This is a genomic window from Campylobacter sp. CCS1377, assembly GCF_040008265.1.
Taxonomy (GTDB): Bacteria; Campylobacterota; Campylobacteria; order Campylobacterales; family Campylobacteraceae; genus Campylobacter_D.
In genome coordinates this window covers 671150-696361 of record NZ_CP155620.1, presented here as the reverse complement: position 1 = coordinate 696361, position 25212 = coordinate 671150, and the positions used below count along the sequence as shown (strand labels likewise).

The following is a 25212-nucleotide window of genomic DNA, read 5'->3' as shown; positions in this document are numbered from 1 at the left end:
CTCCTTATTAAAATCCGCGTGTATGTCCTACACCCACATGGCAAGATACACAATTTAAAGAATTATCCTTATGAGGATTAGTGCTTGCATTGATAACATTTGTAGCCATTTCAGAATGACAACGCACGCAATTATCTTGAATCATTGCTTTGCTTTTAGCATTTGCACTTAAATTTGCGGGTAACTCATTTAACTTAAAAGTAAAAGCATAAGCATGCCCCAACCCACTTTGTGCCTTTGCAATCCACTTATCCACAAAATCATGTGGCAAATGACAATCATTACAACTTGCTCTTGGTTTACCTGCTATTTTTTGAGAATGCGAAGCCTTTAAATAGTCATTGTAAACCTCATTCATAATATGGCAATTATTACAAGATTCACTTGCATCACTAAAATACGACATTCCTTTGGCATTATAAAATGTATAAGCACCCACAACAAATAAAACCAAAAGCAAAAGTAAGAAAATAGAAAAAAGTTTTCCAAATGCTTTCTTCAAATCAAACCTCCTTCCTTGCTCCATAGAGACTAGACAAACCCTTTGATTGTTATTATAAATAAAAAATTTTAATTTAAATTTAAGGATATATTTACTCTTAATTAATACTTACACATTGGATTTTCGTATTTTATTTAAAAATTTTTATACAAATTTATACCTTTCAAACCTTCAAAATATGTAAAAAATGATAAAATTAGTTTTCATAAAAAGGAGTTACAATGCAAACACAACCTACTATGTTTTTAAATCGAGAGCTTTCTTGGTTAAGATTCAATTCTCGTGTTTTAGATCAATGCTCTAAATCCATTCCTTTGCTAGAAAAACTTAAATTTATAGCAATTTATTGTACAAATTTAGATGAATTTTATATGATAAGAGTGGCAGGATTAAAGCAGCTTTTTGCAGCAGGAGCAAATGCTAGTAGTAGCGACGAAATGACACCTTTAACACAATTAAAAGAAATTCGCAAATACCTAAGTAGAGAAAAAAATTTATTAGAAACTTATTTCACTCAAATCACCAAAGATCTCGAAAAAGAAAATTTATTTATCAAACATTATGAAGAATTGGATACAAATTTAAAAATTAAATGTGATGAATATTTCTTCTCGCATATTTTTCCAGTTATTGTCCCAATAGCTGTCGATACCACACATCCTTTTCCACATCTTAATAATCTTTCTTTTTCTTTAGCTGTTAAACTTTGCGATAACGCGCACCCTGAACTTATCAAATTTGGAATGATTAGAATTCCACGCGTTTTGCCACGTTTTTACGAAGCAAGCTCAAATGTCTATGTTCCTATTGAAAGCATAGTTCATCGTCATGCAGAAGAAATTTTTCCAGGTTATAAACTTTTAGCCGCAGCTGCTTTTAGGGTTACAAGAAATGCTGATATTACCATCGAAGAAGAAGAAGCTGATGATTTTATGATGATACTAGAACAAGGCTTAAAACTTCGTAGAAAAGGTGCTTTTGTGCGTTTGCAAATTCAAAAAGATGCGGATGAGCAAATCGTTGAATTTTTAACAAGTCATATGAAAATTTTTCACAAAGATATGTATGAGTATTCCATACTACTTAATCTACCAAGCCTTTGGCAAATCGTTGGAAATAAAACCTTTACTCACCTTTTAAGTCCGCTTTATACGCCAAAAGTCTTACCTCCTTTTGATGAAAATTTATCTATTTTTGATGCAATCGACAAAGAAGATGTCTTGATTTTGCAGCCTTTTGAAAGCTTTGATCCTGTATATAAATTCATTAAAGAAGCCAGCAAAGATCCCGAAGTTATATCCATAAGAATGACGCTATATAGAGTAGAAAAAAATTCAAACATCGTCCAAGCCCTAATCGATGCAGCAAGTGATGGCAAACAAGTAACGGTTATGGTTGAGTTAAAAGCACGCTTTGATGAAGAAAACAACTTGCATTGGGCAAAGGCTTTAGAAAATGCAGGTGCACATGTTATTTATGGAATCACCGGCTTTAAAGTCCACGCCAAGGTTTCGCAAGTCATACGCAAACAAGGTGAAAAGCTTAAATTTTATATACATTTAAGTACGGGAAATTACAATGCAAGCAGTGCAAAAATTTACACTGATGTAAGTTATTTTACTAGCAAGGCTGAATTTGCCAGAGATACAACAAGTTTCTTTCATATCTTATCAGGTTTTAGCAAAAATCGTCGTTTGCAAACCCTATCTATGAGTCCAAATCAAATCAAAGAAAAAATATTAGAAATGATTAACACAGAAGCACAAAAAGGCGAAGATGGTGTAATTATCGCCAAAATGAATTCCCTTGTTGATAGCGATGTCATCAAAGCTCTTTATGAGGCATCAAATAAGGGTGTTAAAATCGATCTTATTATCCGCGGAATTTGCTGCCTAAGACCAAATGCAGAGTATAGTAAAAACATACGCGTTAGAAGCATTATAGGCAAATACCTTGAACACGCAAGAATATTTTACTTCAAGCACAGTGAGCCAAATTATTTTATCTCGAGTGCGGATTGGATGCCAAGAAATTTAGAACGCCGTTTAGAATTAATGACTCCTATATATGATGAAAGAAGTAAGGCAAAACTGGCTCAAATTTTGCGTTTAGAGCTTAGCGATAATGCCCTAGCTTACGAGCTTGACAATGAAGGGGAATACCACAAAATTATTCCAAAAGAAAATGAGAAAATTTTAGATTCCCAACAAACACTAGAAGATTATGTCAGTAAAATTTATAAAACTCTCAAAAAAGATACGGATCAAACTCGCGCAACCCATCTTGCTTCTAAGCTTTTCAAAGAAAGCTAAATTTCATCTTCTAGGCTTTGCAAAAAGTTTTTGCAGGCCTTAGAAATAATCTCATAAGTTTCATCAAAATTTCCACTATACCAAGGATCTGGGACCTCATCATAGCCCAAATTCTTAGCAAAATCAATAATTTTAAAAGTTTTATTTTTTACTCCTTGAAAATTCTTTATAACATGATTAAAATTGGAATTATCCATAGTAATTAAAAAATCGCTTTCATCACAAAGCTTTTGAGTCAGTCGTTTGCTCGTAAAATTTTGATGCTCTATATTTAAGCTTACAAGTTTATTTTTAGTGCCTCTGTGCATTCCTTCTCCATCGTGCTCTCCAGAAGTTCCTGCACTTGTAATGCTAAATTTCTCTTCTAAATTCGCTTTTTTAATTAAATCTTTCATAACAAATTCTGCCATAGGTGAACGGCAAATATTTCCCAAACATACAAAAGTTATTTTTTTCATTTATATCCTTCATTTTTAATTTAAAATTATAGAAAATATCATACAATATTTTTTATGGATAAAACAATATGAATCATTTTCAAAAAACTTTATTAATATGTTGGTTTGGGGTTTTTACCACAAGTATGGGGCTTAGTCAAATCGCTCCAATTTTACCCTTGTTTATGAGAGAACTAGGACTTGTCAAACTTAGTGATATTAGCTTTTATTCTGGGCTTGCCTTTGGCATTACTCCGCTAGGAATGGCTATATTTTCTCCACTTTGGGCATATTTGGGTGCAAAATATGGATACAAAAATATGCTTTTAAGGGCTAGCTTTGGGATGTCTATTTTAAGTTTATGGCTTAGCTTTGCTAATAGTGCCACAGAAGTGGTTTTAATCCGTGCTTTAACGGGCATTATTTCAGGCTTTACCTCAGCAGCAGTTGTTTTTATTGCTGTTATTTCACCCAAAGAAAAAGTTGCTTATGCACTAGGAACGCTTTCTACAGCTTCAATTAGTGGAAGTTTAATTGGGCCTTTATTTGGAGGGTTTATTGCGGAATTTTTTAGTATCAGATTTGTTTTTGATCTCATAGCTTTTTTGATCGCTTGTTCTTTCATTACAATTTTTATATTTATCAAAGAAAATAAAAACCAAAAAGAACTCAAAAAATACAACGAAGATACAAAAACAAACAAGACCCTTATTGCTATACTTTTTATCACTACTTTTATCATACAATTTGGCACTTTTGGAAGCATTCCCATGCTAAGCATTTTTGTTGGCGAAATTTATCAAGGAGAATATTTGGCCTTTTGGACAGGTATAGTTGTCGCAGCAAGTGGGATAAGTAATTTATTTTTCGCACCAAAATTAGGAAAAATTGCTGATAAAATCGGTCCTAGCAAGGTTATATTTAGCTCTTTGGTATTTTGCGGAATTTGTTTTTATTTGCAAAACTTAGCCTTAAATATTTATAGCCTCATCATCTTTCGTTTGCTTATAGGTGTAGGGCTTGGCGGACTTTTACCTTGTGTTAATGCTTTACTTAAAAAAAGTGTGAGTGCAAAAAATTTAAGCGTCATTTTTGGTTTTAATCAAAGTGCACAATTCATAGGAAATTTCGTAGGAGCCTTTGGTAGTGGTATCATAGGCTCTCATTTTGGTGTAAAAATTGTTTTTATCAGCGTTGCCTTGCTTTTTATCCTTAATGCTATTTTATTTTTCATTTTTGAAAGAAAATATATTTTTTCAAAAAAATTGTAATTTTTTACATCATTTTGCAATGCCTAAGCGATAAGCTAATTGATACAAGTTAAACTCTTTATATAATTTAGCAAAGTCCTTATGATAAATATCTAGCTCAAAAGCCTTATTTGTATCTTTTATCGTAGAATTATTTTCAAAGTAATAACCCTTATCATTGCTATAAACTCCATTTTCATCCATCCAAACCATTTCATTAAAACCAAATTCTAATCTTTTATTTTCTGGCTTTAAAAGCATACTTTTTCCACCCAAACTCAAATACTCTACTTCGCTTAAAGTTAAATTATAAAGCGTTGGAAAAATGTCCTTATGTGAACCTATACGATTTTTATCATAATAAATATTATCTTGTAATTTTTTTGGCACATAAAGATAAAATGGCACGCTATAAGCAAAAGCTTTTTCATGATTTAAGTCCATTTTTATATCCCTAAAACGATGATCGCCTGTTGCAGCAATAATAATATTTTCTTTAAAATCACTACCCTTTACAAGATCTAAAAATTTACCAAATTCATCATTAGCATACGCATAGGTTTTTAAAGCATTTTTAGGATTTTTAATGATAAATTGATCTAAAATTTCTTTTTCTACCAAATTTTCATCAAATAATTTTTCCTTGCTCTCATGTACATAAGGACGATGCGTTGAAATGCTTAAGGAAATCACTAAAGTTGGCTTTGTGGCGTTTTTAAAAATAGAATAAATCTTTTTGTACATAAACTCATCAGCAATTCCGTATTTGTGTTTTGTTGCTCTAACCTCACTAAATTCACTCATCAAGGTATTTTCATCTATAATTAAATCAGCCCCTTGATACCTAAAATAATTCCCAAGATTATACCAAGAGGCATTACCACTATAAACAAAAACTATATCATAGCCTGCATTTTTATATACCTGCAAAGGAGTATATTTTAAAATTTTCTTTTGCATTAAGCCGTTTGATATGATATTTGGACTTAAAAAAACTAAACGATTTAAACTTTCTATAGTATTATTTGCACTAGATAAAAATCTTTTAAAGACAAAATCTTCTTTAAAATGCCTATCAAGTCTTCCTAACAAATTATGTTTTTCATTGCTAAATTCCAACATATTTAAGCCAAAGCTTTCTAAAATATTTAAATATATATGATTTTTCGCATGATTTGCATTTTTATAAGTACTATCAAACATAGTAAAAAGCTCTTTTTCAAAATCTTTAAGCTCTGCTAAATCAACGCTTTTAAAATGCTGCTGCCCTCTATACTCCTTATAGGCCCATGATAATGCCATAAGAGGATTTGTAGAAATTTCATTAAAAGCTTTTATGATGCTAAACTCATAGCTTGAAGCTCTTAAAGCATTATAAGTAAAATGCCCTCTTAATGCAATTATATAAGCATAAATAAGAAACAAATTTAATACGACAAATAAATATTTATTGAGTTTTATTGCTTTAAATTTTAAATGCATTATTTTTATATTTAACCAAAAAGCAAAAACACCAAAGAATAACGCTAAAAAGATAATTTTAATAATAGGATAATCATCAAAAATTATAGACAAAATAGCATTTGTATCATCATCTTTTAAACCAAAGATAAAAATGTCTATTTTACTTCCATACATTTGAAAATAATAATAATGGATAAAAGCAAAAAGTATAAATAAAAAGCTAAGAAAGAAGATATAAAAGCTAGAAATATAATTGTAAATTTTAGCGATTACCCCCCCCCGTCATAGCAAATTTGCTTTTAGTGAGTGCAAAATTAAAATAACTCAAAAAGCCACATAAAAATAAAGGTAAAAAAGCCACACTAAGAGTTCTCATATCGTGCCCTAAGCCATAAATATAAGTCATAAGTGAATTTTTACCCACTAAATTACTCAACATAAAAAATCTAGTTATGGCAAAAATAGCCATAAATATAAAACTAAAACAAAGAATTTGCAATACAATTTTTCTCATTTTTCATCCTTTAAATAAAATACTAAATATAGCATAAATTTATAGAAATCTTTTAATCACTTGATATTCTTGCAACAATTGCTCAAAGGAAAAATTTAAATTTGCTGGAGAGCTTGAAGGCAAAGAAATGGCTTGCAAATTAGGATAAAATTTTTGAAAAAGTTTATAAGCTATTTTTCCTGTTGTGAAAATAGCTCCTATATTTGCTTGATTTAAAATTAAATTTAAATCATTGGCTTTTGCAAAACTTATTGTTTTATCGTCTGAATTTTTAATTTTACAACTTGCGATAATATCCCAAAGTGCTATTTTTTCTTGTTTTAAAAAAGCCTTTTGTGTCTGAATGGTTTTTAACTCGGTATCAAAAAGTTTTTCAAGTATACCCCAAAAACGATTTCTTGGGTGTTGATAGTAAAATCCAAATTCTTTAGATTTTACAGAAGGAAAAGAACCTAAAATTAAAATTTTAGAATTCTCATCAAAAAAAGGTTCAAAAGGATGAGTCGCAAACTCACTCACTTAATAAATCCACCGAAATTTTACCATTTTTAATTTCGCTAATTTTAACTCTAAGTTTATCACCTTCATGCAATTTTTCTTTAATCTTGGAACTATGCAACAAACCATCTACCCCATCTCTAAGCTCGACAAAGACACCAAAAGTCGCAACTTTTTTCACTATGCCATTAAATTCCTCCCCTACTTCAAAGCCCGAAATGTCTTTTTCTTTGCTGAATTTTTTGTTTTTATTAGCACTTGTAATGCTGATAATATAATCCTTAGCGGCTTTTACTTGATCATTTTTTCCACCTGCGATTTTTACTTCGCCTTTTTCCCTATCTAAATCAATAGAAACATCAAATTTTTCAATAATTTCTTTAATTGTTTTTCCTGCTTGACCAATGATATCTACAATTTTTGAAGGATCAACGCTAAAAAGTTCAAGCTTTGGCAAGATATCATCATTTACCACAATATCTTGTTGTGCTTCTTCCATGATATTTAAAATATGTATTCTAGCTTCTTTGGCTTGATATAAAGCTTCTTTTAAAATTTCTTTATCAATTCCACCAAGCTTAATATCCATTTGCAAAGCACTCACTCCATCTTTGCTACCGGCAACTTTAAAATCCATATCTCCATCATGATCTTCCAAACCCATAATATCCGTTAAAATTGCATATTTTTCGCCTTCAAAAACAAGTCCCATTGCAACGCCTGCAACTAATTTTACAGTCTCAACACCTGCAGCACGAAGTGCCAAAGCACCACCACAAACTGTCGCCATTGAGCTAGAACCATTACTTTCTAAAATTTCCGAAACCAAACGAATAGTATAAGGATATTTTTCATCTATACTTGGTGACAAGGCTCTTTTAGCTAAATTTCCATGTCCTAATTCCCTTCTACCAGGAGCTTTGATAGGGCTTGCCTCACCAACTGAAAACCCTGGAAAATTATAATTAACCATAAATCGCTCGCTTATAGGATTTTTTTCACATAAAAGCTCATACATCTGTGCATCATTATCACTTCCCAAAGTTGCCACAACCAAAGCCTGAGTTTGTCCTCTAGTAAAAAGACAAGAACCGTGTGCATTTGGTAAAATATTTGTTTCAATGCTAATTGGACGCACTTCATTTAAAGCCCTACCATCCGCTCTTTTTCTTTCGTTAATGATTTGCTCTCTGACTATTTTTCTTTTTATTTGTGATAAATTTTTAAGTACATCCTCTTCTTGCCATTCTTTTTGTGCGACTATCTCAGTGCTTAAAATATCTTTTGCTATTTTGTTTAACTCACTAGCTCTTTCGCTTTTTGCCATTTGATTGATAGCATTTTTAAGCTCTTGAGTATAATTATTGGCTATAAATTCATAAAGCTCTGGATTTTCTTCTTCAATTTTAAAATCCAAATTTGCTTGTTTTTTATGCGAAGAAAAAGCTTCTTCATAAGCATTAGAACCATTTAAAATTGCTTTTTGTGCTAAATTTAAAGCTTGTAAAATCTCATCTTCGCTTAATTCATTCATACTTTGCTCGCAAAGATTAACTTCACTCATCACATCCACAAAAGGAGTAACCACAGGCAAAATCGCATCATCTTGTGTGCTTAAAGTTCTCATTTCTATCATTAAAAGTTCATCTTTAACCCCTGCAACATAAAGATCCAAAGTACTCTCTTTAAGTTTGGAATTACTAGGATTTAAAATAAATTCATTATCAATTTTTGCTATGCGAACACCACAAACTGGAGTTTTGATAGGAATGTCGCTAAGATAAAGTGCAACACTTGCGGCATTTAAACTCATAACTTGTAAATCCACTTCCTCATCTGCAGATAAAACCATAACAGTAATTTGGGTAGGGTAAGCATAACCTTTAGGAAAAAGAGGTCTTAAGCTTCTATCAATAATTCTAGCACTTAGTGTTTCGTGATCTGTTGGCTTGGTTTCTCTTTTGACATAACCGCCAGGAATTTTACCTGCTGCATAAGCTTTTTCTATATATTGCACAGTTAAGGGTAAAAAATCTTCTTCTACGACCTTTTCTTCCCTAGCTACAGTGGCCAATACAACACTTTTGCCTAAACGCATCAATACAGATCCACAAGCTTGTTTTGCAACCTTATTAACATCATAAATTTCAAGATGATTATTTACCTCTATAGAATATTGCATTATTTTCCTTTAAAACTTTAATTAAACCAGATGATAAACTATGGATTTGCTAATTTATTCTCTGCTTCATCTAACGATAAATCATACTTTACTCCACCCAATGGATAAAAGTTGAAAACAAAATAAAAACCACTTTGAGTTTTTGCCTTAATACCACCACTAGTAAGCTGCGGATCAATTCTTTCTCTATACATTAAAGAATAATTCCAGCATTTTCTTTGATAGGTATAGCCCACTTCCCACATATTAGGATGCGCTCTTTGAGTATCAAACCAAATTCCACTAAAAATTTTATAATTATAATTATAAATATAATCAGCCCTAGTGCCTATAAAACTGTATTTTCCATCAATATCGTTGCGGTAAGCATGAGAGAAAGTCCAATTTAAATTTTGTGTACTAAATTCTAGTTGACTTAAAACCTTATCAAATCTTCCTTGAATTTGAGAATATCTTGATTCGTTATTTAAAGAAATATTTTCATTAAAATAATAGGTTAAGATATTATCAACACTACCCAAACGATCTCTATCATTATAATAATTTAAACCTAGTCTGTGTTTTAGTTTTTTCTGCCCTTGGGCATTGTAAAAATATTGCACTATTCTAAAACTTGTTTGCTCTTCCTTATCTTCATAATCCAAGTAATTTTCTGTAATTTTTCCTGAAGTAGAACCAGGCAAATAATAATTAAGTTCTAAAAATACAGTATGATAAAAATTCTCATATGGCTTAGAAAGTTCTGTATATAAAGTAAGCTCATGAGAATTACGATATAAATGCTCATTGTCAATTTCTGGATTATTAGAATAATTCACAAAAGAAGCGTATAAATACTCAGTAAAAGTTAATTGCAAATAATCATCAAAAAAGCTCGTATGATAACTTAATGGTAATTCTAAATTAAGTTGAGTAGAATAAGTTCCAATTTTTCTATAATAATTATGAAAACTCGCATCAAAAGAATATTGCAAATGTTCACTAAACAAAGTATCTAAGAATCTATGATACTGGAAAGATGGAAATTCTTGTAAAGTATCACTATTGCTAGTTTTTGAGGTATCAATATAGTATTTTGCATACATACCATAATAATTACTATCGTCTGCCAAATAATAATTAATCTTTGAAGTTACCAAAGAAGTCATATCTCTAAAATCTCTACGACCCAAATTTAAATAATCCACATCATTTAAATAAATCGCATCAATCCACAGACCTTCTTGAAATTCATCGCTTAATAAAGATCGCACTAAATCATTTCTGGAATATTTCAATTCAATACCCATATGAGTTTGATTTTCTAAATTTTCATCTCTAAAATAGCTAGAATTTTCCCTAAAAGCTCCAAAATTAATCTCACCCATTGAATGAGGTGAATCTAAAAATCTTAAAGTTGTATAAGCACCAAAACCTCTATTAGTTCTAACTTGGGGTGTAAATTCTAAGTCCCAATTTGAATCAAAAACAAAATAAATTGGCTGCTCATAAAACAAACCTTCACTTGAATTTACAGACATTCTAGGCACTAAAAGACCACTTCTGCGATTTGTATCTATACTAAAACCAAGATAAGGCAAGTAAAAAACGGGAATATTTTTTATATATAATCTTGCATTGTAAAGATGAACGAAATTATTTTCCCTATTAAGTCTACCTTCGCTAAATTTAATTTTCCAATCAGGATCTTCAACATTACAACTTGAAACCACTGAATTTTTGCCATCAAAATAATGATTGTCTAAATAGCTATTTTTACTTTTAAACCAAACTTCTACATCACTATTAGCAAAAAAAAACTCTTCAAAACTTGCTTCATTGGAGTCTAATTTTATTTTGGCATATTCTGAATGAGATCTTTCATTTTTCCCTCTTAGAATATTCACATCGCCAAAAAGCTCGATGACCTTTGTTTCTTCATTATATATTGCTTTATTTGCAGTAATCATATACAAATCAGAAAAAACTAAAACTTCTGACTCGGCTTTTAAAATCGCTCCTTCTTTTTTTACATCCAAAGCATAAATATCTACCTCAGCTGCATATATACTTGCGCAAGCAATTACACTCAGGGCTAATTTACGCAACATCAATCACCACTGTTTTAGCAAAATAATCCTGCCAAGTCTTACGCTCTTGATTGCCAAATGCCCAAACATATCCCAACATAAAAAGCATCTCGCTTAATTGTTTCCCTGCGGCTCTAAAAATACTTTGCATTAAATTAGGCTTATCAAGCATCACCTCATCAATAACTTGTATTTTACATATCATTTTGCCCAAACTTGCTCCGTATAAATACACAAAAAGGGTGTGATAAAAAAATTGCAAAAGCATTATAAAAAAAGAATATTTTTGCAAATTGAAAGCAAAATCTTCTGGAGTTTGAAATTCAATCTTATCAAACATCATTACAATCACCACAAGACTTAAAATAATATTATCTAAAATGAACGCTACAATTCTCTTTGGAAAACTTGCAAGGCTTAAATTTTCTCTTTCAAGCCTATCTAAAATACTTTCTTTCATTTAATAACCTGAAAAGCAATATCTTTTCTAAATTGCTTGCCTTTAAAATCTACATTTTCACAAAGCTTATAAGCCTTATCTCTAGCTTCTTTAATATCTTCACCAATGCCTACACAAACCAAAACTCTTCCGCCATCTGCCATAAGTTTATCTTGCTCTAAACTCACACCAGCATAAGAAATATGAGTATCTTGCGGGATATCTTTAACTAAAATTTCACTTTTTGGAGAAGATTTATAAGGATAATTTTGGCTTGCACAAACCACACCAACAGCATATTCTTTCTTAATATTAATCTTTGTGTGTCTAATACGCTTTTGAACGCTTGCCAAAATAAGCTCTAAAGGATCTTCAATTAAAGGCATCAACACTTCGCATTCAGGATCGCCAAAACGCACATTATATTCTAAAACATAAGGCTTTTCATTTGCAACCATAAGTCCTAAAAATAATACTCCGCTGAATTCAGCACCCTCTTTTTTCATTCCCGCTAAAGTAGGAATGATAATATCTTTTTTAACCTTCCTTAATAATTTTTCACTTGCTAAAGAACTTGGTGCATAAGCCCCCATTCCACCAGTATTTGGTCCCTCATCATTATCGAGTAATTTTTTATGATCTTGAGCTACAGGCAAAAGCACAAAATCATTTCCATCACACACCGCAAAAACACTTAATTCAAAACCATTTAAAAACTCTTCAATGACTACAAGCTTGCCAGCATCACCAAAGCTTTTTCCACTTAGCATATCTTTAGTTGCCTCAATAGCCTCATTATGTGTTTTGGCAATAATCACACCCTTTCCCGCACAAAGCCCATCTGCTTTTACCACTATAGGAGGAGTTAATTTCTCTATAAACTGAACTGCTTTTGAAAGATTTGTAGTGCTTAAAAACTTTGCTGTTTTAATTTTATATTTTTTTAAAAAATTTTTCATAAAAGATTTAGAAGTTTCAAGCATTGCAGCTGCTTTTGTTGGACCAAAAATAGGTATATCATTTTGCTTAAAAAGATCAACCACGCCTTCAGCTAAAAAACTCTCACTTCCAACAATACAAAGATCAATATCTTTATTCTTAGCATACACAGATAAAACATAAATATCTTGGGTTTTAATATTAGTTCCTAATTTTTCAGTTGCACCATTTCCTGGAGCAAAAAATAGTTCCAAATCTGTTTTAGAGCGTTTTAAAGCTAAAGCTATCGAATATTCTCTCGCTCCACTACCTAAGATCAAAATTTTCATCTTTTCTCCTTACAATAACCCAAATGGCCGTTATGCAAAATATGACCCCAAAAAGTCAAGAAAAACCGTTAGGTCATTTTTAAAGGCTGCAACTTCTCGTTTTCTCAAAAAAACTCAAACAAAGCCACAGACACGGTAAACAACACATCACAGTTAAATAAAAATTTGTTGGATCTTTTTAAACAAGGACGAACCATTTAGGCGACAAGGATTATAACAAATTTAGCTTAAAATTATGCTATATATTATCCATAATTCATCAAAATTTAAATAAGTTTAAATTTCGTTTTACCTTGTTTATCAAAATGTTTGCCTTCCAAAATAATATCCGCAGCACTTTCCCAAACTGTCTTTTCGTCAATATACACAACATCAAAGCTATTATCTCTCATCAAAGATTGATAATTAACTTTTTTAGGAGCGTGCTTAACAATAAAATAAGGGTTTAAAGTAAAAATTTGAATCTTAATCTTGCATAATAAATCCAAATCATTACTCACTACCAAAAAATTTTTTCTATGTTCTTGGGTAATTTTTTGAATATAAGTATAAAGTTTTTGATCAATAGGATTTAAAGAAGATTTATTTAAACGACTCAAATAATGCTCCGCAAAAGACAAAGTACAAAAAGAATTTTCCATATTGCTACGATTAAAATACGAATTTTTAACACCTGAAGATTTTAGGGACAATTGCCAAATTTTAATATCCATCATCGTTGCACAAAGATTTAAACCACTAACAATCTTAGAAAAAAGTTTTTCTCTTGAAATTTTAAAAGCATTTTCAAAAACAGTGTAATTTTTTTTATAAAAATTTTCCCTTAAAGCCTCTAATTTTTCTATAGATTTTTTATAATATTCAACTTCCTCATTTAATTTCTCTATTTTTTCTTGTTTGGCCTGAATTTTTGCCTCATCAGCACTATTCGTTTTTTTTAAATTAAGCTCCAATCTTAAAGTTTTTACTTGATGTTCTACAGCATTTAAACGATTTTTTCTTGTATCTATAGTAGAAACCAAAGCTTGATAATGGCACTGCAAAGATAAAAAAATTTCATTAAAAATTTTTGAAATATTAATAACTTTTTGTTTATCTTTCATATCATTGTAAGAATTTTCAAGATGCATCATAATGCTTTTTAAAGCAGCAAATTGAGATTGATCAATAGAATTATCCATAAAAATAAGGGTATCGAATACCTTATTTAAAAAACGCTTAATAATCAAATAATCCAAAATACAAGGAATTTCCTTCTCATTATCAAGATTAGCTTTTAAAGCCTCAACAGAAAGTATCTCGCCTGAAAAATAATTCTGTATAGCTTGTGCTACAGAAAAATTCAAAGGCACTTCTTCGATATTGTCATAATCTGTGCTTCTATAAAGTTGTGTAATATAAGCACTGCGTCTTGAACTTTGCAAATCTTCTAATTCATCATCATTATCGCTACGCCAAAAATCTTGCTCTGTTATAAAACTTCCTTCTTTAAAATCCTGAAATTTAGAAGGACGAATCCCTGTAATTCTCTTACCATCAGAGTGAAATTCCACAAACATACCCACACTTGGCATACTTCTTTTATCATGCCAAATTTGACGATTAAAATCAAAAAAAGTTTTTGCAAGATTCATAACAGTTCCTCTGCCCGTAGAATCCATATAAACCATTATTTTACCGTGCATATCACTCCTTAAAATACCTAATTTTAGCAAATACTTTACTAAAATATCGGTTTTATTCTATTTAACTTGTTAAATTTTAAAACTTATTTTTGCACAATGTTACTTTTTATTCCCATTCTATCGTTGCTGGTGGTTTACTTGAAATATCATACACCACACGATTAATGCCTTCAACTTCATTTATAATACGACGAGAAATATTTTCCAAAATTTCATAAGGTAAATGCGAAAAAGTAGCTGTCATTCCATCACTTGCATCTACAATGCGTATACAAATGGCATTATCATAGGTGCGATTATCACCCATAACTCCAACACTTTTTACATTTAAAAGCACACAAAATGCTTGCCAAGTTTTATCATACCATCCGGTACTTCTTAGCTCTTCAAGCAAAATCACATCCGCTTTACGCAACAAATCAAGGCTTGGACGATTAACTTCTCCCATAATGCGTATAGCAAGTCCTGGACCTGGAAAAGGATGACGATACACAACCTCTTTGCTAAGCCCTAACTCAAGTCCTAAAGCTCTAACCTCATCTTTAAAAATTTCTTTTAACGGCTCTATAAGTTTTAAATTCATCTTTTCAGGTAATCCCCCTACATTATGATGACTTTTGATAGTTTTACCCGCCCCAATAACAGAACTTTCTATGATATCTGTATAAAGAGTACCTTGAGCTAAATACTTCACATCTTTGTGTTTTTTTGCCTCTTCTTCAAAAACTTCTATGAAAGTATTGCCTATAATTTTGCGTTTTTGTTCAGGATCAGTAATTCCCGCCAAACGACTTAAGAAAATTTCACTCGCATCAATACTTATAAGATCAATCCCTAAAGTATTTTTAAACATATATTCTACTTGTTCTCTTTCGCCACTTCTTAAAAGCCCATTATCCACAAAAACAACTATAACTTGTTCTTTAATTGCACTAGCCAAAAGTGCTGCAACCACACTACTATCCACTCCACCACTCACAGCACAAAGAACTTTATCGCTTCCTACTTCTTCGCGAATTTTTTCTGCTTGAGTTTTAGCAAAAGATCCCATATTCCAAATACTTTCACAATTACAAGCATACTTAGCAAAATTTTTTAATATACTCTTTCCAAACTCGCTATGTTGTACTTCTGGATGAAATTGCAAAGCAAAAAATTTGCGTTTTTCATCGCCAAAAACACAAAATGGACTATTTTCGCTAGTAGCTAAAACTTCAAATCCTTGTGGTAAATTTTCTACTTTATCGGAATGACTCATCCAGACAATTTGTTTTTTTGGTAAATTTTTAAACAAATCACTGTCTTTTTTTATATCAATACTCGCTTTACCATATTCTTTGTGTCCTGCTGGGGCAACATTTGCTCCAAACTGATGTGCCATAAGTTGCATACCATAACAAATTCCCAAAATCGGAATATTTAATTCAAAAACCCCTTTATCACAAAAATAAGCATCGGTAGCATAAACACTTGCTGGTCCACCACTTAAAATAAGCCCTTTTGGCTCTTTCGCCTTAATATCGGCCAAACTCACATTAAAAGGCAAAATTTCAGCATAAACGCCTTGCTCTCTTAATCTTCTTGCAATCAGCTGTGTATATTGCGAACCAAAATCCAAAACTAAAATATCTGCTTTTTTCATTTTTTCCTTTCTTTTACCAACGATTGATTTGTTTATATTCTTTAATTTCCTTCACGCTACCATTATCATCCTTAATCTCATAAAAAGGATCTCCTTTATAACCACAAGCACTCAGAAAAATTAATAAAAAAAATGCTAAAATTACCCTATGAAAACACAAAGCAAACTTTATCATTCTTCCGCCATTATAAAACAAATGATTTCTCATAATCACTACAAGCCTTTAAAAAATTTATTTTATTGCCAAGATTTTTTAAAATTGATGAGTCCAGCACATCAAAATTTGATTGAAAAAATTTTTATCAAAAACACACTTTTGACAATCATCACAAAAAATCCAAGTGGCTACCAAGAATTAAATCACGATAATACCAAAAAAAGTATTAAATTTCTTATAAAAATTTACGCAAAAGAAAATCCTTTAAGTCCTTTTGAACAAATTGAAGAAATTAAAGTCTTTTCTAGGCGTTATCTTTCAGAACCTAAAATAACCAGTCCAATAAAACAAAATACGTACTTAGAACTTTCAAATGGTCTTTTCGTTAATCACTGCGAGAACCCTATTTTGTTTCAAAAATTTGAAAATTTAAGAAAAGCCATACAAAAATGCTCGAACAAGAACTAAAAAATTTACCTCAAAATAGCGGAATTTATCAGTATTTTGACGCACAAGGAAAGCTCCTTTATGTAGGAAAGGCAAAAAATTTAAAAAATCGCATACGAAGTTATTTTATTTTTTCTCCAAGACTCGAAGCCAATCCTAGAAATTCACTCAGAATTCAAAAAATGATCAGCGAGGCAAAACACTTAGAATTTATCAATACAGATTCTGAAGCTGATGCTTTGATTTTAGAAAATTCCCTTATTAAACAACTGCATCCAAAATACAATATTTTGCTAAGAGATGATAAAACTTATCCTTATATTTACATTGATTTTAATGAAGATTTTCCGCGTTTTGAAATCACTAGAAAAATCATTAAAAAATCAAAAATTAAATATTTTGGCCCATTTTTTAAAGGTGCAAAAGAACTCTTAGATGCACTATATCTTAATTTTACCCTAAAGCAAAAAAAGAGTTGTAAGCAAGCTTGTATTTTTCATCAAATTAAGCGTTGCCATGCCCCTTGTGAAAATAAAATTTCAAAAGAAGAATATAAACAAATCATCAATCAAGCCACGCAAGCTTTGTTAAATCCTAGTATTTTAATCAAAAATTTAGAAAAAAAGATGTTGGATTACGCCGAACATGAAAATTACGAAGAAGCTGCAAAAATAAGGGATCAAATTCAAACAATAAAAGATTTAGATACGAAAATCCATATCGATATTGCTAAACTTGAAAATTTCGATGTTTTTGCAGTCGCTTTTGAGTCAAATACCCTTGCAAGCTTGCACTTTGTTATCCAAGAAGGTAAAGTAATAGGCACAAATCACAAAACAATAGCTTTAAAAGATGCCAATTCTTTCGATAAAAACCAAATTTATCAACAACTCATCTTAGAACATTTTAGCGCCGATTCCCCTTTAAGCTCTGAGCAAATTTATGTTTATGAGGAATTTGAAGATTTAAAACTTTTACAAGATTTATTGACACAAAGGTTTGGCAAAAAAATCAGCATCAAAAGCCCAAAGATAGGAGAAAAAAGAAAAATTTGCGATCTAGCGTATAAAAATGCTTGTATGAACATTAAGCTTTTTTGTAAAAATTCGAATTATGCTTTATTGCAGGAATTAAAAGATTATTTTGAGTTAGAAAATTTTCCAAATTCTATAGAGGTTTTTGATAATTCTCATATGCAAGGAAGAGCTTGCGTGGCTGGAATGATAAGTTACAAATTTGAAAATTTCGATAAAAAATCTTATAGACATTTCCATCTTCATACTAACAATGATTTTGAACAAATGCAAGAGACATTAACAAGACGCGCCAAAGATTTTGATAAAATATCACCTCCTGATTTATGGCTTATTGATGGCGGAAAGGTTTTGCTTGATTTGGCTAGAGAAATCATACAAAGCAGTGGGGCAAATGTTGATGTTTTAGCAATTTCAAAAGAAAAAATTGACGCAAAAGCTCACCGCGCTAAAGGCAACGCTAAAGATAAAATTCACTCTTTTAAAGGCGAATTTAAACTTTCGCCTATGGATAAAAAATTACAATTTTTACAAAAATTACGCGACGAAGCCCATCGTTTTGCAATCAGTTTTCATCAAAATGTAAAGAAAAAGCAAGATTTACAAAGCTCAAAACTAAAAAATCTTGGCATCAGTGAAGGAAATATTCAAAAATTATTAAATTTTTTTGGTAATTTTGATACAATTCATAAAGCGAGCTTAGAAGAACTTTCAAGCATAGTAAGACTTGATATTGCTAAAAAAATAAAGGGAATTCAATGAATTATCTATTGTTTTTGATTTTGTTTTGTAGTGCTTTTTTATTAATTATGGGTATTAATTATGAAATTTTATTACAAAATTTCAAGGAACAAATGTATTTTGTTTTTTTATCAAGCATTATTTTACTTACTTTTGGCATTTTTATTTTCAGAAATAAAGAAAAAAAACAAAACAAAAATACCCTACAAAAAATCTTTAATATCTTAGATCTTTTTTCTATTCACAAAGAAGAACAAAATCTAAATCAAAATCTCCATAAACTTGAAGAATCTTGCGATATTTTGTTAAAAAAGCATCAAAAACTTCTTAATGAAAAACAAATTTATACCTTAAGTCTTGAAGAAATCTTATATAATTTAGAAAATTTAGCAAATGCAATTTACTACATAGATCATCAACATTCACAGACTCTCATTGATACTATCATAAAAACCATAAAAGAACAAAAAGAACAAATCAAATTTACCTTAGGCAAAACCAGTAATTATCAAAAACCACTTTCTTCTTTGGATAAATTACCTTATTATAATGCCAATGCGGTTATCATCAATGATGACGAGCTGGAAAATTTTTTACTTCAAAATCTTTTATCTCAATTTGGCATTAAAAGTATGAGTTTTCATAACTTTACGCCAGAAGCAAGTACCTATCATTTAACTTTCATTAAAGATTATCTGTATAAAAAAGAATACTATGAACTTAAAAATGTGATTTTATTTGGGAAAGATTCTAGAGAAAAAACCAATAATTACTTAAGCTTGCCAATACACAAAGAAAATCTAAAGCCTATATTGGAACAATTATTAAAAGATGGTGATTTTACTCCACAAGTAAATGAATGCATAAGCAATGTTTTAATTTTTAAGCAAAATAAATTTGAAAATGAACTATTTTTTAATATTATTGATAAATGCTATGCAAAAAATCAAGTCATAAACTCACTTTCAGGTTTAAAACACGCTTTAGAAAAAACAATGTTTAGACTCATCATGCTTGACTTTGAGGTAATTAAATATGACTTAGAAAGCGTAAAATTTTTACTTAACCACTACAAAAAACAATATCCACAAGCACATACCATTATCTTTATCAAACATAAAGATAGGGAACTATTGAAGGATTGCGATTTTATCAGTGAAATTCTAGATGAAGATATTAATAAGAATGATTTAATTTCTTTACTTAAAAAATATATCAATCAATATAAGTCCTAAAATTTATAGCTCGATGCAAAGATATAAAATCGACATTTTCCAAATGTACACCGCTTGGAATCCCTTGTGCAATTTTACTGAATTTTAAATTCAAATCCCTTAATTTATCTTCTACAAAAAAAATTAAAGCATCAGAATTTATACTATGAGTTAATGCAAAAATCAATTCTTGACTTTGAAATTCAAGTATCATTTCACGCAATTTTTCAATTTTTTCTTCACTTAGATCTTCTAAAACAAAATAAAGCCCTTTATAGCTATCACTTTCTTCCAAAATAAGTATATCTTTAGGGCTTTCTACAATACAGATAAAATTTCTATCTCTTGATTCATTGCTACAAATTTCACAAAGCTCATTTTCACTAAGTCCGCCACATTTTATACAAGGCTTAATAAAACGCAAGGCATTTTCTATATTATGTGCAAGTTTCATTCCTAATAAATGATCATTCATGCAAATAAAATACGCTAAACGCACTGCAGTTTTTTTTCCTATGGTTGGAAGGGAAGCAAAACTTTTAACTAATTCATCAAATTTCTCTAAGCCTTTGATCATTTTAATCTAATTCCCCCCCCCCATAAGCGATTTTTTCTCTTTTGTATTTACATTATTAAATAAAACTTTAAAACAATGAAATTCATCTACATAGTCATAGGCAAAAACAAAATCGAAAATTTGACATATTCTTGCAACAATATAAAGCCCAAGTCCCATTCCTTCTATCCCTTTATCGTTTTCACCCCTAGTAAAAGCTTGAAGATAATGACCTATAGGATATTTTAATTCTTCGCCTTTATTTTTTACAACAAAATAATCTTTATAACTTTGCACTTCGCATGTATGATTATAAGAATACTTTAGTGCATTATCAATTAAATTTTTCAAAACTAAAGAAAAAACCTCTAAATTAACATACAATACAGCATCTTCGTAAATTTCAACTTTTACCATTTTATCAAAATCATCTAAAAGTAAAAAATCTTTAGCTTGAGTAAGAATTTCACTAAATGTGTATTGATTTTTCAAAAGCACAGTATTGCCAGATAATAAAGATTCCATTTTTCCAGCTTCGCTAATTAATAAATCAAGCTTCCCAAAAATTGCAATTAAACGCTGTTTATATTTATCTTCACTCATTTCAGCAATAATCATGCCCTTGCCAATAGGAGTTTTTAACTCATGCATAATGGTTCGCATAAATAATTTTCTTGAATGCACTAACTCTTGATTTTTTTGCATGACATTATTAAATTCAACAGCAATCTGACCTATTTCATTATCTTCATATCCATCTAAAGTAAATTCTTGATTTTGAGCAGTCTTAGCAATTTGATTTTTTAACTTCTTTAAAGGAGTTAAAGAATTTAAAACAGAAAAATATAAAAATGCGGTTAAACAAAAATAAAATAAAAAAGCAAATAATAAAAAATTATAGATTTTATTACCAACCTTTGGTTCTAATATCATATTATTTTTATCAAAACCTATATCGAGATAAAGCCTATTATCTAACCAGATAGATGAAAAAACAAGATCTTTATTATCGCTAACCTGAAAAAGCATTTCGCCATTTTCAACAATATGTGCAATATTATCTTGATTTTTCAATACGCGAAATCCGCGTGTAGATAAAAAATGCTGAAATTCCATATCATTAAAATCTTGATTTACATGAGCATTTAAATAATGGATAACATCTCTTTGTCTAGAAATTTCAGTTTGTTGATAAGTTTGAATCGCTAGATGAATTAAAATAAAAAATAAAAGACAAGCTATAAAAAAGGTAACAACAAATAAAAATGTTACCTTGGTATATATGGAACAACTTTTCATCCTATCAACTTATAGCCAATTCCTCTAACTGAAAAAATATGTTTTGGAGATTTGGAATTATCTCCAATTTTTACTCTCAAACGACCTATAATTACATCAAGGCTTTTAGAATCTTTATCTTTTAAGCTTCTACAATTTTGAACCAATTGCTCTCTTGATACCGAATATCCATGCTGCTTGATTAAATATTCTAAAATTTCATATTCAGCTGGAGTTAGAGTTAAAACACTATCATGATGTGTAATTTCATGCTTTCTATCATTGATTTTGAATGATGAATTTATTGCAGTACTACTGTTTTCTTGGATATTATTCTTTCTTGAACGACGGATAAGACTCATGATTCTAGCATACATTTCTTTTGGATCATAAGGTTTTGGAAGATAATCATCTGCACCTAGTTGCAAACCAACAATTTTATCACTCAAATCCCCTCTAGCTGAAGAAATAATAATAGGTATATCACTTTTTTGTCTTATAGTTCTACAAATTTCAAGTCCATCGATATTTGGTAAAGTAAGATCCAAAATTAAACACTCATAATCTTTCAAAAAAATATCATTTAACTTACTCGGATCATTGTAGTTTGTAACCTTTATATTAAAGCGTATCAAATATTCAGAAAGTAAATTTGCAAATTCTAAATCATCTTCAATCATTAATACATTTGTCATAGTTTCCCCTTAAAATTTATTTTTTCAGATAAGCTATTATAACAAAAAAAAAAAAAACGATAACTAATTTATGATTATATTTCTTAATTTCTTTGATAAAATAACATTTTTTATTTTATGATTTTAATTACAACAAAAGGAAAACAAATCGTGGAAATAAGTTATTATGAAATTTTAGAAATCACTCAAAATGCCGACAAGGATACCATTAAAAAAGCCTATAGAAAATTGGCTTTAAAATATCATCCCGATAGAAATCAAGGGGATAAAGAAGCTGAAGATAAATTCAAACTCATTAATGAAGCTTACGAAGTCTTAAGCAATGATGAAAAAAGAGAAATTTATGATAGATATGGTAAAGAAGGATTAAAATCTGGAGGATTTGGCGGAGGTGGTTTTTCGGATTTTGGAGATTTAGGAGATATATTTTCAAGTTTTTTTGGTGGAGGATTTGGTAGCAATTCTAAAAAAAGACATCGCAGTGAAGATAAATACAATGCTGATTTAAAAGTTCAAATTCAAATTTCTTTTAAAGAGGCAGTTTTTGGCTGCAAAAAAACTATAAATTTTAGTTATAAAAATTCTTGCAAAACTTGTAATGGAAGTGGTGCAAAAGACGGCAAAACAGAGGTTTGTCCAAAATGTCATGGTAGAGGACAAGTGGAAATTCAGCAAGGATTTATTACTTTTGCACAAACTTGTCCAAATTGCCACGGCGAAGGCAAAAGTATTAAAGAAAAATGTCCATCTTGCTATGGTTTAGGTTATGAAGAAATAAAAGATAATTTCGAACTTAATATCCCAGAAGGCATTGATAACGGTATGAATTTAAGAGTAGAAAATAAAGCTAATATACTTAAAAATGGAACAAGAGGTGATTTATTCGTTCAAGTTTTTGTTTTGGATGATGATACCTTTGTACGTGATGAAGATGATATTTATATAGAATTTCCTGTATTTTTCACACAAGCAGCTCTTGGACAAAGCATAAAAGTGCCGACCATTCGAGGCGAAGCAATTTTAAATTTGCCAATTGGTGCAAAAGATGGACAAAGATTTGCTCTTGAAAATGAAGGGGTAAAGAATATCAAAACTAAAAAACTAGGCAGACAAATTGTACAAATTTCCATTACTTTTCCAACCAGTCTTAATGATGAACAAAAAGAATTGCTTGAAAAACTTAGCGAAAGTTTTGGGATTAAAAATGGACTATATCAAGAGCAAGAAGGAATTTTTGATAAAATAAAATCTTGGTTTAAGTCTTAACTTAAAACCAAGGCTTCTTGCATTGCTTTTTTAAGTTTCTCTCTTTTATTATTAATATCAAAAAAAAGTTCAAAAGCAAAAACTCCCTGCCATAAAAGCATATCTAAGCCATCTTTAGCAACAACTTCATTTTGCTCACAAAGCTTTAAAAAAGAAGTTTTTTTTCCATAAATCACATCAAAAGCATAAGAAGAATGCTTAAAAAGCTTTAAAAGTAATTTTTCATCACAAGGCAAATATTCATCTTTTAAACCCGCTGAAGTTGAATTCACAATTAAATCAAAATTAAAGTCTTCAAGCTCATCATAAGTACAATTTTGATAAGCCCAAAAATCTTCCAATCTAGCCTTGCTGCGATTTGCTACAACAAGCTCCATACCTGATTTTCTTAATATATAAGCAAGCGCCTTCGCTGTACCCCCAGCTCCCAGAATCAAAACCTTTTTTATATTTTTAAAATTCTTTATCGCTTCCATAAAACCTAGTGCATCGGTATTATAAGCATAAATTTTATTCTCTTTTATAAGTAAGGTGTTGGCCGAACCTATATTTAAAGCTAAATCATCTTTAAAATCGGCTATTTGCAAAGCTTGCTCCTTAAAAGGCACAGTAATATTTGCACCATCCAATTTTAAATCAAACAATTTAGTTTTCAATTGATTTTTATCTTGAAGATGATAACGCGTGTAAACGCCATTAAGATTTAAAGTTTTAATGGCATTATTATGAATTCTTGGAGATTTTGAATGAATAATGGGATCGCCAAAAACGGCAAAAAATTTCATTTATTTAACCGAAAAAACAAAGGCATCTTTGTTAATATTGACTCTAATTTTACTCATTTCCTTATTAATAGTATCTTTAGAAAATGGCCCAACAAGCACTTTTGTAATTTCTTTACCTTTTACATTTGTTTTATAAAATTTATACTCATAACCATTTTTCTTAATCAAAGCCAATTCTTTGGATTTTGAATCAGGATTAGAAACTGAAAAAATTTGTATATAAGTTCCTGCTGGTAACTCGGAAGATACAGTGGAAATATTTTTAAACAAATCATTTGTGCTTTGTTGTTTTTTCACTTCTGTTTTCACTTCTTTTTTAGGTGCTTTTGGAGTTTCCTTTTTAGATGTTTCCACAGAAGGCTTAGGTTTTTCTTGAATTTGTGGCTCTTGAGTCTGTGGCGCAACAGGAATTATCTGCGTGTTATTAGACTCTGGCAAAGCCAAACTTTCATTTACATCTACAATGCTTTCATTGTTATCTTCTTGAATTTGTTTTTTTAAAGCTTCAAATTCATCTTCTTTTATATTGGATTCTATAATAGGCATATTTTCAAAGCCATTGTTTGTCTCGTTATTTTCATTAACAATAGGCTCAGTTGGCACAATAGAATTCTCTTTGGTATTATCATTATTAATCAACCTCATAACAATTAACACCACTAAAAACAAAATTACAAGAATAATAGTTCTTAATAAAATTTTTTTAATTTTTTCATTCTTGTTACCCTTATCTAGGATAATATCATCAAATTCATTTTTTTCTTCCATCATTTATCC

Annotated in this window: 22 protein-coding genes; 6 read left to right on the top strand and 16 right to left on the bottom strand. The window is 30.2% G+C overall.

Annotated features, from left to right (window positions below):
* Positions 1 to 7 precede the first annotated feature (7 nt).
* Positions 8 to 526 carry a cytochrome c nitrite reductase small subunit gene (gene nrfH / locus AAH949_RS03540; RefSeq protein ID WP_134239197.1) on the bottom strand — a complete coding sequence of 173 codons (519 nt, stop codon included), beginning with the start codon at positions 524 to 526 and terminating at the stop codon, positions 8 to 10.
* A 197-nt stretch (positions 527 to 723) separates the two neighbouring features.
* Here nrfH and AAH949_RS03535 point away from each other — a divergent pair, with 197 nt between their 5' ends.
* Positions 724 to 2814, top strand: a complete 2091-nt coding sequence (locus tag AAH949_RS03535) for an RNA degradosome polyphosphate kinase (protein WP_134239199.1) — start codon at positions 724 to 726, stop codon at positions 2812 to 2814.
* Here AAH949_RS03535 and AAH949_RS03530 read toward each other — a convergent pair.
* Positions 2811 to 3272, bottom strand: coding sequence for a low molecular weight protein-tyrosine-phosphatase (locus AAH949_RS03530; protein WP_348518998.1), 462 nt, complete (start codon positions 3270 to 3272; stop codon positions 2811 to 2813). The two genes, AAH949_RS03535 and AAH949_RS03530, sit on opposite strands and share 4 nt — an antisense overlap.
* 68 nt (positions 3273 to 3340) lie before the next feature.
* On the opposite strand from AAH949_RS03530, the gene AAH949_RS03525 reads away from it, so the two are divergent.
* Positions 3341 to 4522: an MFS transporter gene (locus AAH949_RS03525; protein WP_348518997.1), complete on the top strand. Its 1182-nt coding sequence runs from the start codon at positions 3341 to 3343 to the stop codon at positions 4520 to 4522.
* A 9-nt stretch (positions 4523 to 4531) separates the two neighbouring features.
* Here AAH949_RS03525 and AAH949_RS03520 read toward each other — a convergent pair whose 3' ends face one another.
* From AAH949_RS03520 to guaA, 9 genes are all read right to left on the bottom strand, one after another.
* Positions 4532 to 6139, bottom strand: a complete 1608-nt coding sequence (locus AAH949_RS03520) for an LTA synthase family protein (RefSeq protein WP_348518996.1) — start codon at positions 6137 to 6139, stop codon at positions 4532 to 4534.
* Between the two features lie 88 nt (positions 6140 to 6227).
* On the bottom strand, positions 6228 to 6479 hold the full coding sequence (locus AAH949_RS03515) for a hypothetical protein (protein WP_134239205.1): 252 nt from the start codon (positions 6477 to 6479) through the stop codon (positions 6228 to 6230).
* Positions 6480 to 6518: 39 nt separating this feature from the next.
* On the bottom strand, positions 6519 to 6998 hold the full coding sequence (locus AAH949_RS03510; protein WP_134239207.1) for a DNA-deoxyinosine glycosylase: 480 nt from the start codon (positions 6996 to 6998) through the stop codon (positions 6519 to 6521).
* Positions 6991 to 9159 carry a polyribonucleotide nucleotidyltransferase gene (locus tag AAH949_RS03505; RefSeq protein ID WP_348518995.1) on the bottom strand — a complete coding sequence of 723 codons (2169 nt, stop codon included), beginning with the start codon at positions 9157 to 9159 and terminating at the stop codon, positions 6991 to 6993. The genes AAH949_RS03510 and AAH949_RS03505 overlap by 8 nt, the downstream gene beginning before the upstream one ends.
* A gap of 38 nt (positions 9160 to 9197) precedes the next feature.
* Positions 9198 to 11249: an LPS-assembly protein LptD gene (locus AAH949_RS03500; protein WP_348518994.1), complete on the bottom strand. Its 2052-nt coding sequence runs from the start codon at positions 11247 to 11249 to the stop codon at positions 9198 to 9200.
* Positions 11239 to 11688, bottom strand: coding sequence for an RDD family protein (locus tag AAH949_RS03495; protein ID WP_134239212.1), 450 nt, complete (start codon positions 11686 to 11688; stop codon positions 11239 to 11241). The genes AAH949_RS03500 and AAH949_RS03495 overlap by 11 nt, the downstream gene beginning before the upstream one ends.
* Positions 11685 to 12935, bottom strand: a complete 1251-nt coding sequence (gene purD / locus AAH949_RS03490; protein WP_348518993.1) for a phosphoribosylamine--glycine ligase — start codon at positions 12933 to 12935, stop codon at positions 11685 to 11687. The genes AAH949_RS03495 and purD overlap by 4 nt, the downstream gene beginning before the upstream one ends.
* 266 nt (positions 12936 to 13201) lie before the next feature.
* A complete protein-coding gene (locus AAH949_RS03485; protein ID WP_348518992.1) occupies positions 13202 to 14620 on the bottom strand; it encodes a hypothetical protein in 1419 nt (472 codons plus the stop codon).
* Positions 14621 to 14726: 106 nt separating this feature from the next.
* Complete coding sequence (gene guaA, locus AAH949_RS03480) at positions 14727 to 16262, bottom strand: glutamine-hydrolyzing GMP synthase (protein WP_134239217.1); 1536 nt, start codon at positions 16260 to 16262, stop codon at positions 14727 to 14729.
* Between the two features lie 148 nt (positions 16263 to 16410).
* On the opposite strand from guaA, the gene AAH949_RS03475 reads away from it, so the two are divergent.
* The 3 genes from AAH949_RS03475 to AAH949_RS03465 are packed head-to-tail and all read left to right on the top strand — an operon-like array spanning position 16411 to position 19876.
* A complete protein-coding gene (locus AAH949_RS03475) occupies positions 16411 to 16887 on the top strand; it encodes a hypothetical protein (RefSeq protein WP_134239219.1) in 477 nt (158 codons plus the stop codon).
* Positions 16869 to 18662, top strand: a complete 1794-nt coding sequence (gene uvrC, locus AAH949_RS03470; protein ID WP_348518991.1) for an excinuclease ABC subunit UvrC — start codon at positions 16869 to 16871, stop codon at positions 18660 to 18662. Before AAH949_RS03475 ends, uvrC begins: the two co-directional genes overlap by 19 nt.
* Positions 18659 to 19876 (top strand): hypothetical protein, encoded by a 1218-nt coding sequence (locus AAH949_RS03465; protein ID WP_134239222.1) that lies wholly within the window; start codon positions 18659 to 18661, stop codon positions 19874 to 19876. Before uvrC ends, AAH949_RS03465 begins: the two co-directional genes overlap by 4 nt.
* Here the strand turns inward: AAH949_RS03465 and recR are convergent.
* From recR to AAH949_RS03450, 3 genes are read right to left on the bottom strand one after another with little or no spacing between them, the layout of a single operon-like run.
* Positions 19857 to 20432, bottom strand: a complete 576-nt coding sequence (gene recR / locus AAH949_RS03460; protein WP_134239224.1) for a recombination mediator RecR — start codon at positions 20430 to 20432, stop codon at positions 19857 to 19859. The genes AAH949_RS03465 and recR overlap by 20 nt on opposite strands.
* A 6-nt stretch (positions 20433 to 20438) precedes the next feature.
* On the bottom strand, positions 20439 to 21710 hold the full coding sequence (locus AAH949_RS03455) for an ArsS family sensor histidine kinase (protein WP_348518990.1): 1272 nt from the start codon (positions 21708 to 21710) through the stop codon (positions 20439 to 20441).
* Complete coding sequence (locus AAH949_RS03450; RefSeq protein WP_134239227.1) at positions 21707 to 22384, bottom strand: response regulator transcription factor; 678 nt, start codon at positions 22382 to 22384, stop codon at positions 21707 to 21709. Before AAH949_RS03450 ends, AAH949_RS03455 begins: the two co-directional genes overlap by 4 nt.
* A 150-nt stretch (positions 22385 to 22534) precedes the next feature.
* On the opposite strand from AAH949_RS03450, the gene dnaJ reads away from it, so the two are divergent.
* On the top strand, positions 22535 to 23650 hold the full coding sequence (gene dnaJ / locus AAH949_RS03445) for a molecular chaperone DnaJ (protein WP_348518989.1): 1116 nt from the start codon (positions 22535 to 22537) through the stop codon (positions 23648 to 23650).
* Here dnaJ and AAH949_RS03440 read toward each other — a convergent pair.
* Together AAH949_RS03440 and AAH949_RS03435 are read right to left on the bottom strand one after the other, a co-directional pair.
* Positions 23647 to 24435, bottom strand: a complete 789-nt coding sequence (locus tag AAH949_RS03440) for a shikimate dehydrogenase (RefSeq protein WP_348518988.1) — start codon at positions 24433 to 24435, stop codon at positions 23647 to 23649. The genes dnaJ and AAH949_RS03440 overlap by 4 nt on opposite strands.
* Positions 24436 to 25206 (bottom strand): SPOR domain-containing protein, encoded by a 771-nt coding sequence (locus tag AAH949_RS03435; RefSeq protein ID WP_348518987.1) that lies wholly within the window; start codon positions 25204 to 25206, stop codon positions 24436 to 24438.
* Positions 25207 to 25212: the final 6 nt, after the last annotated feature.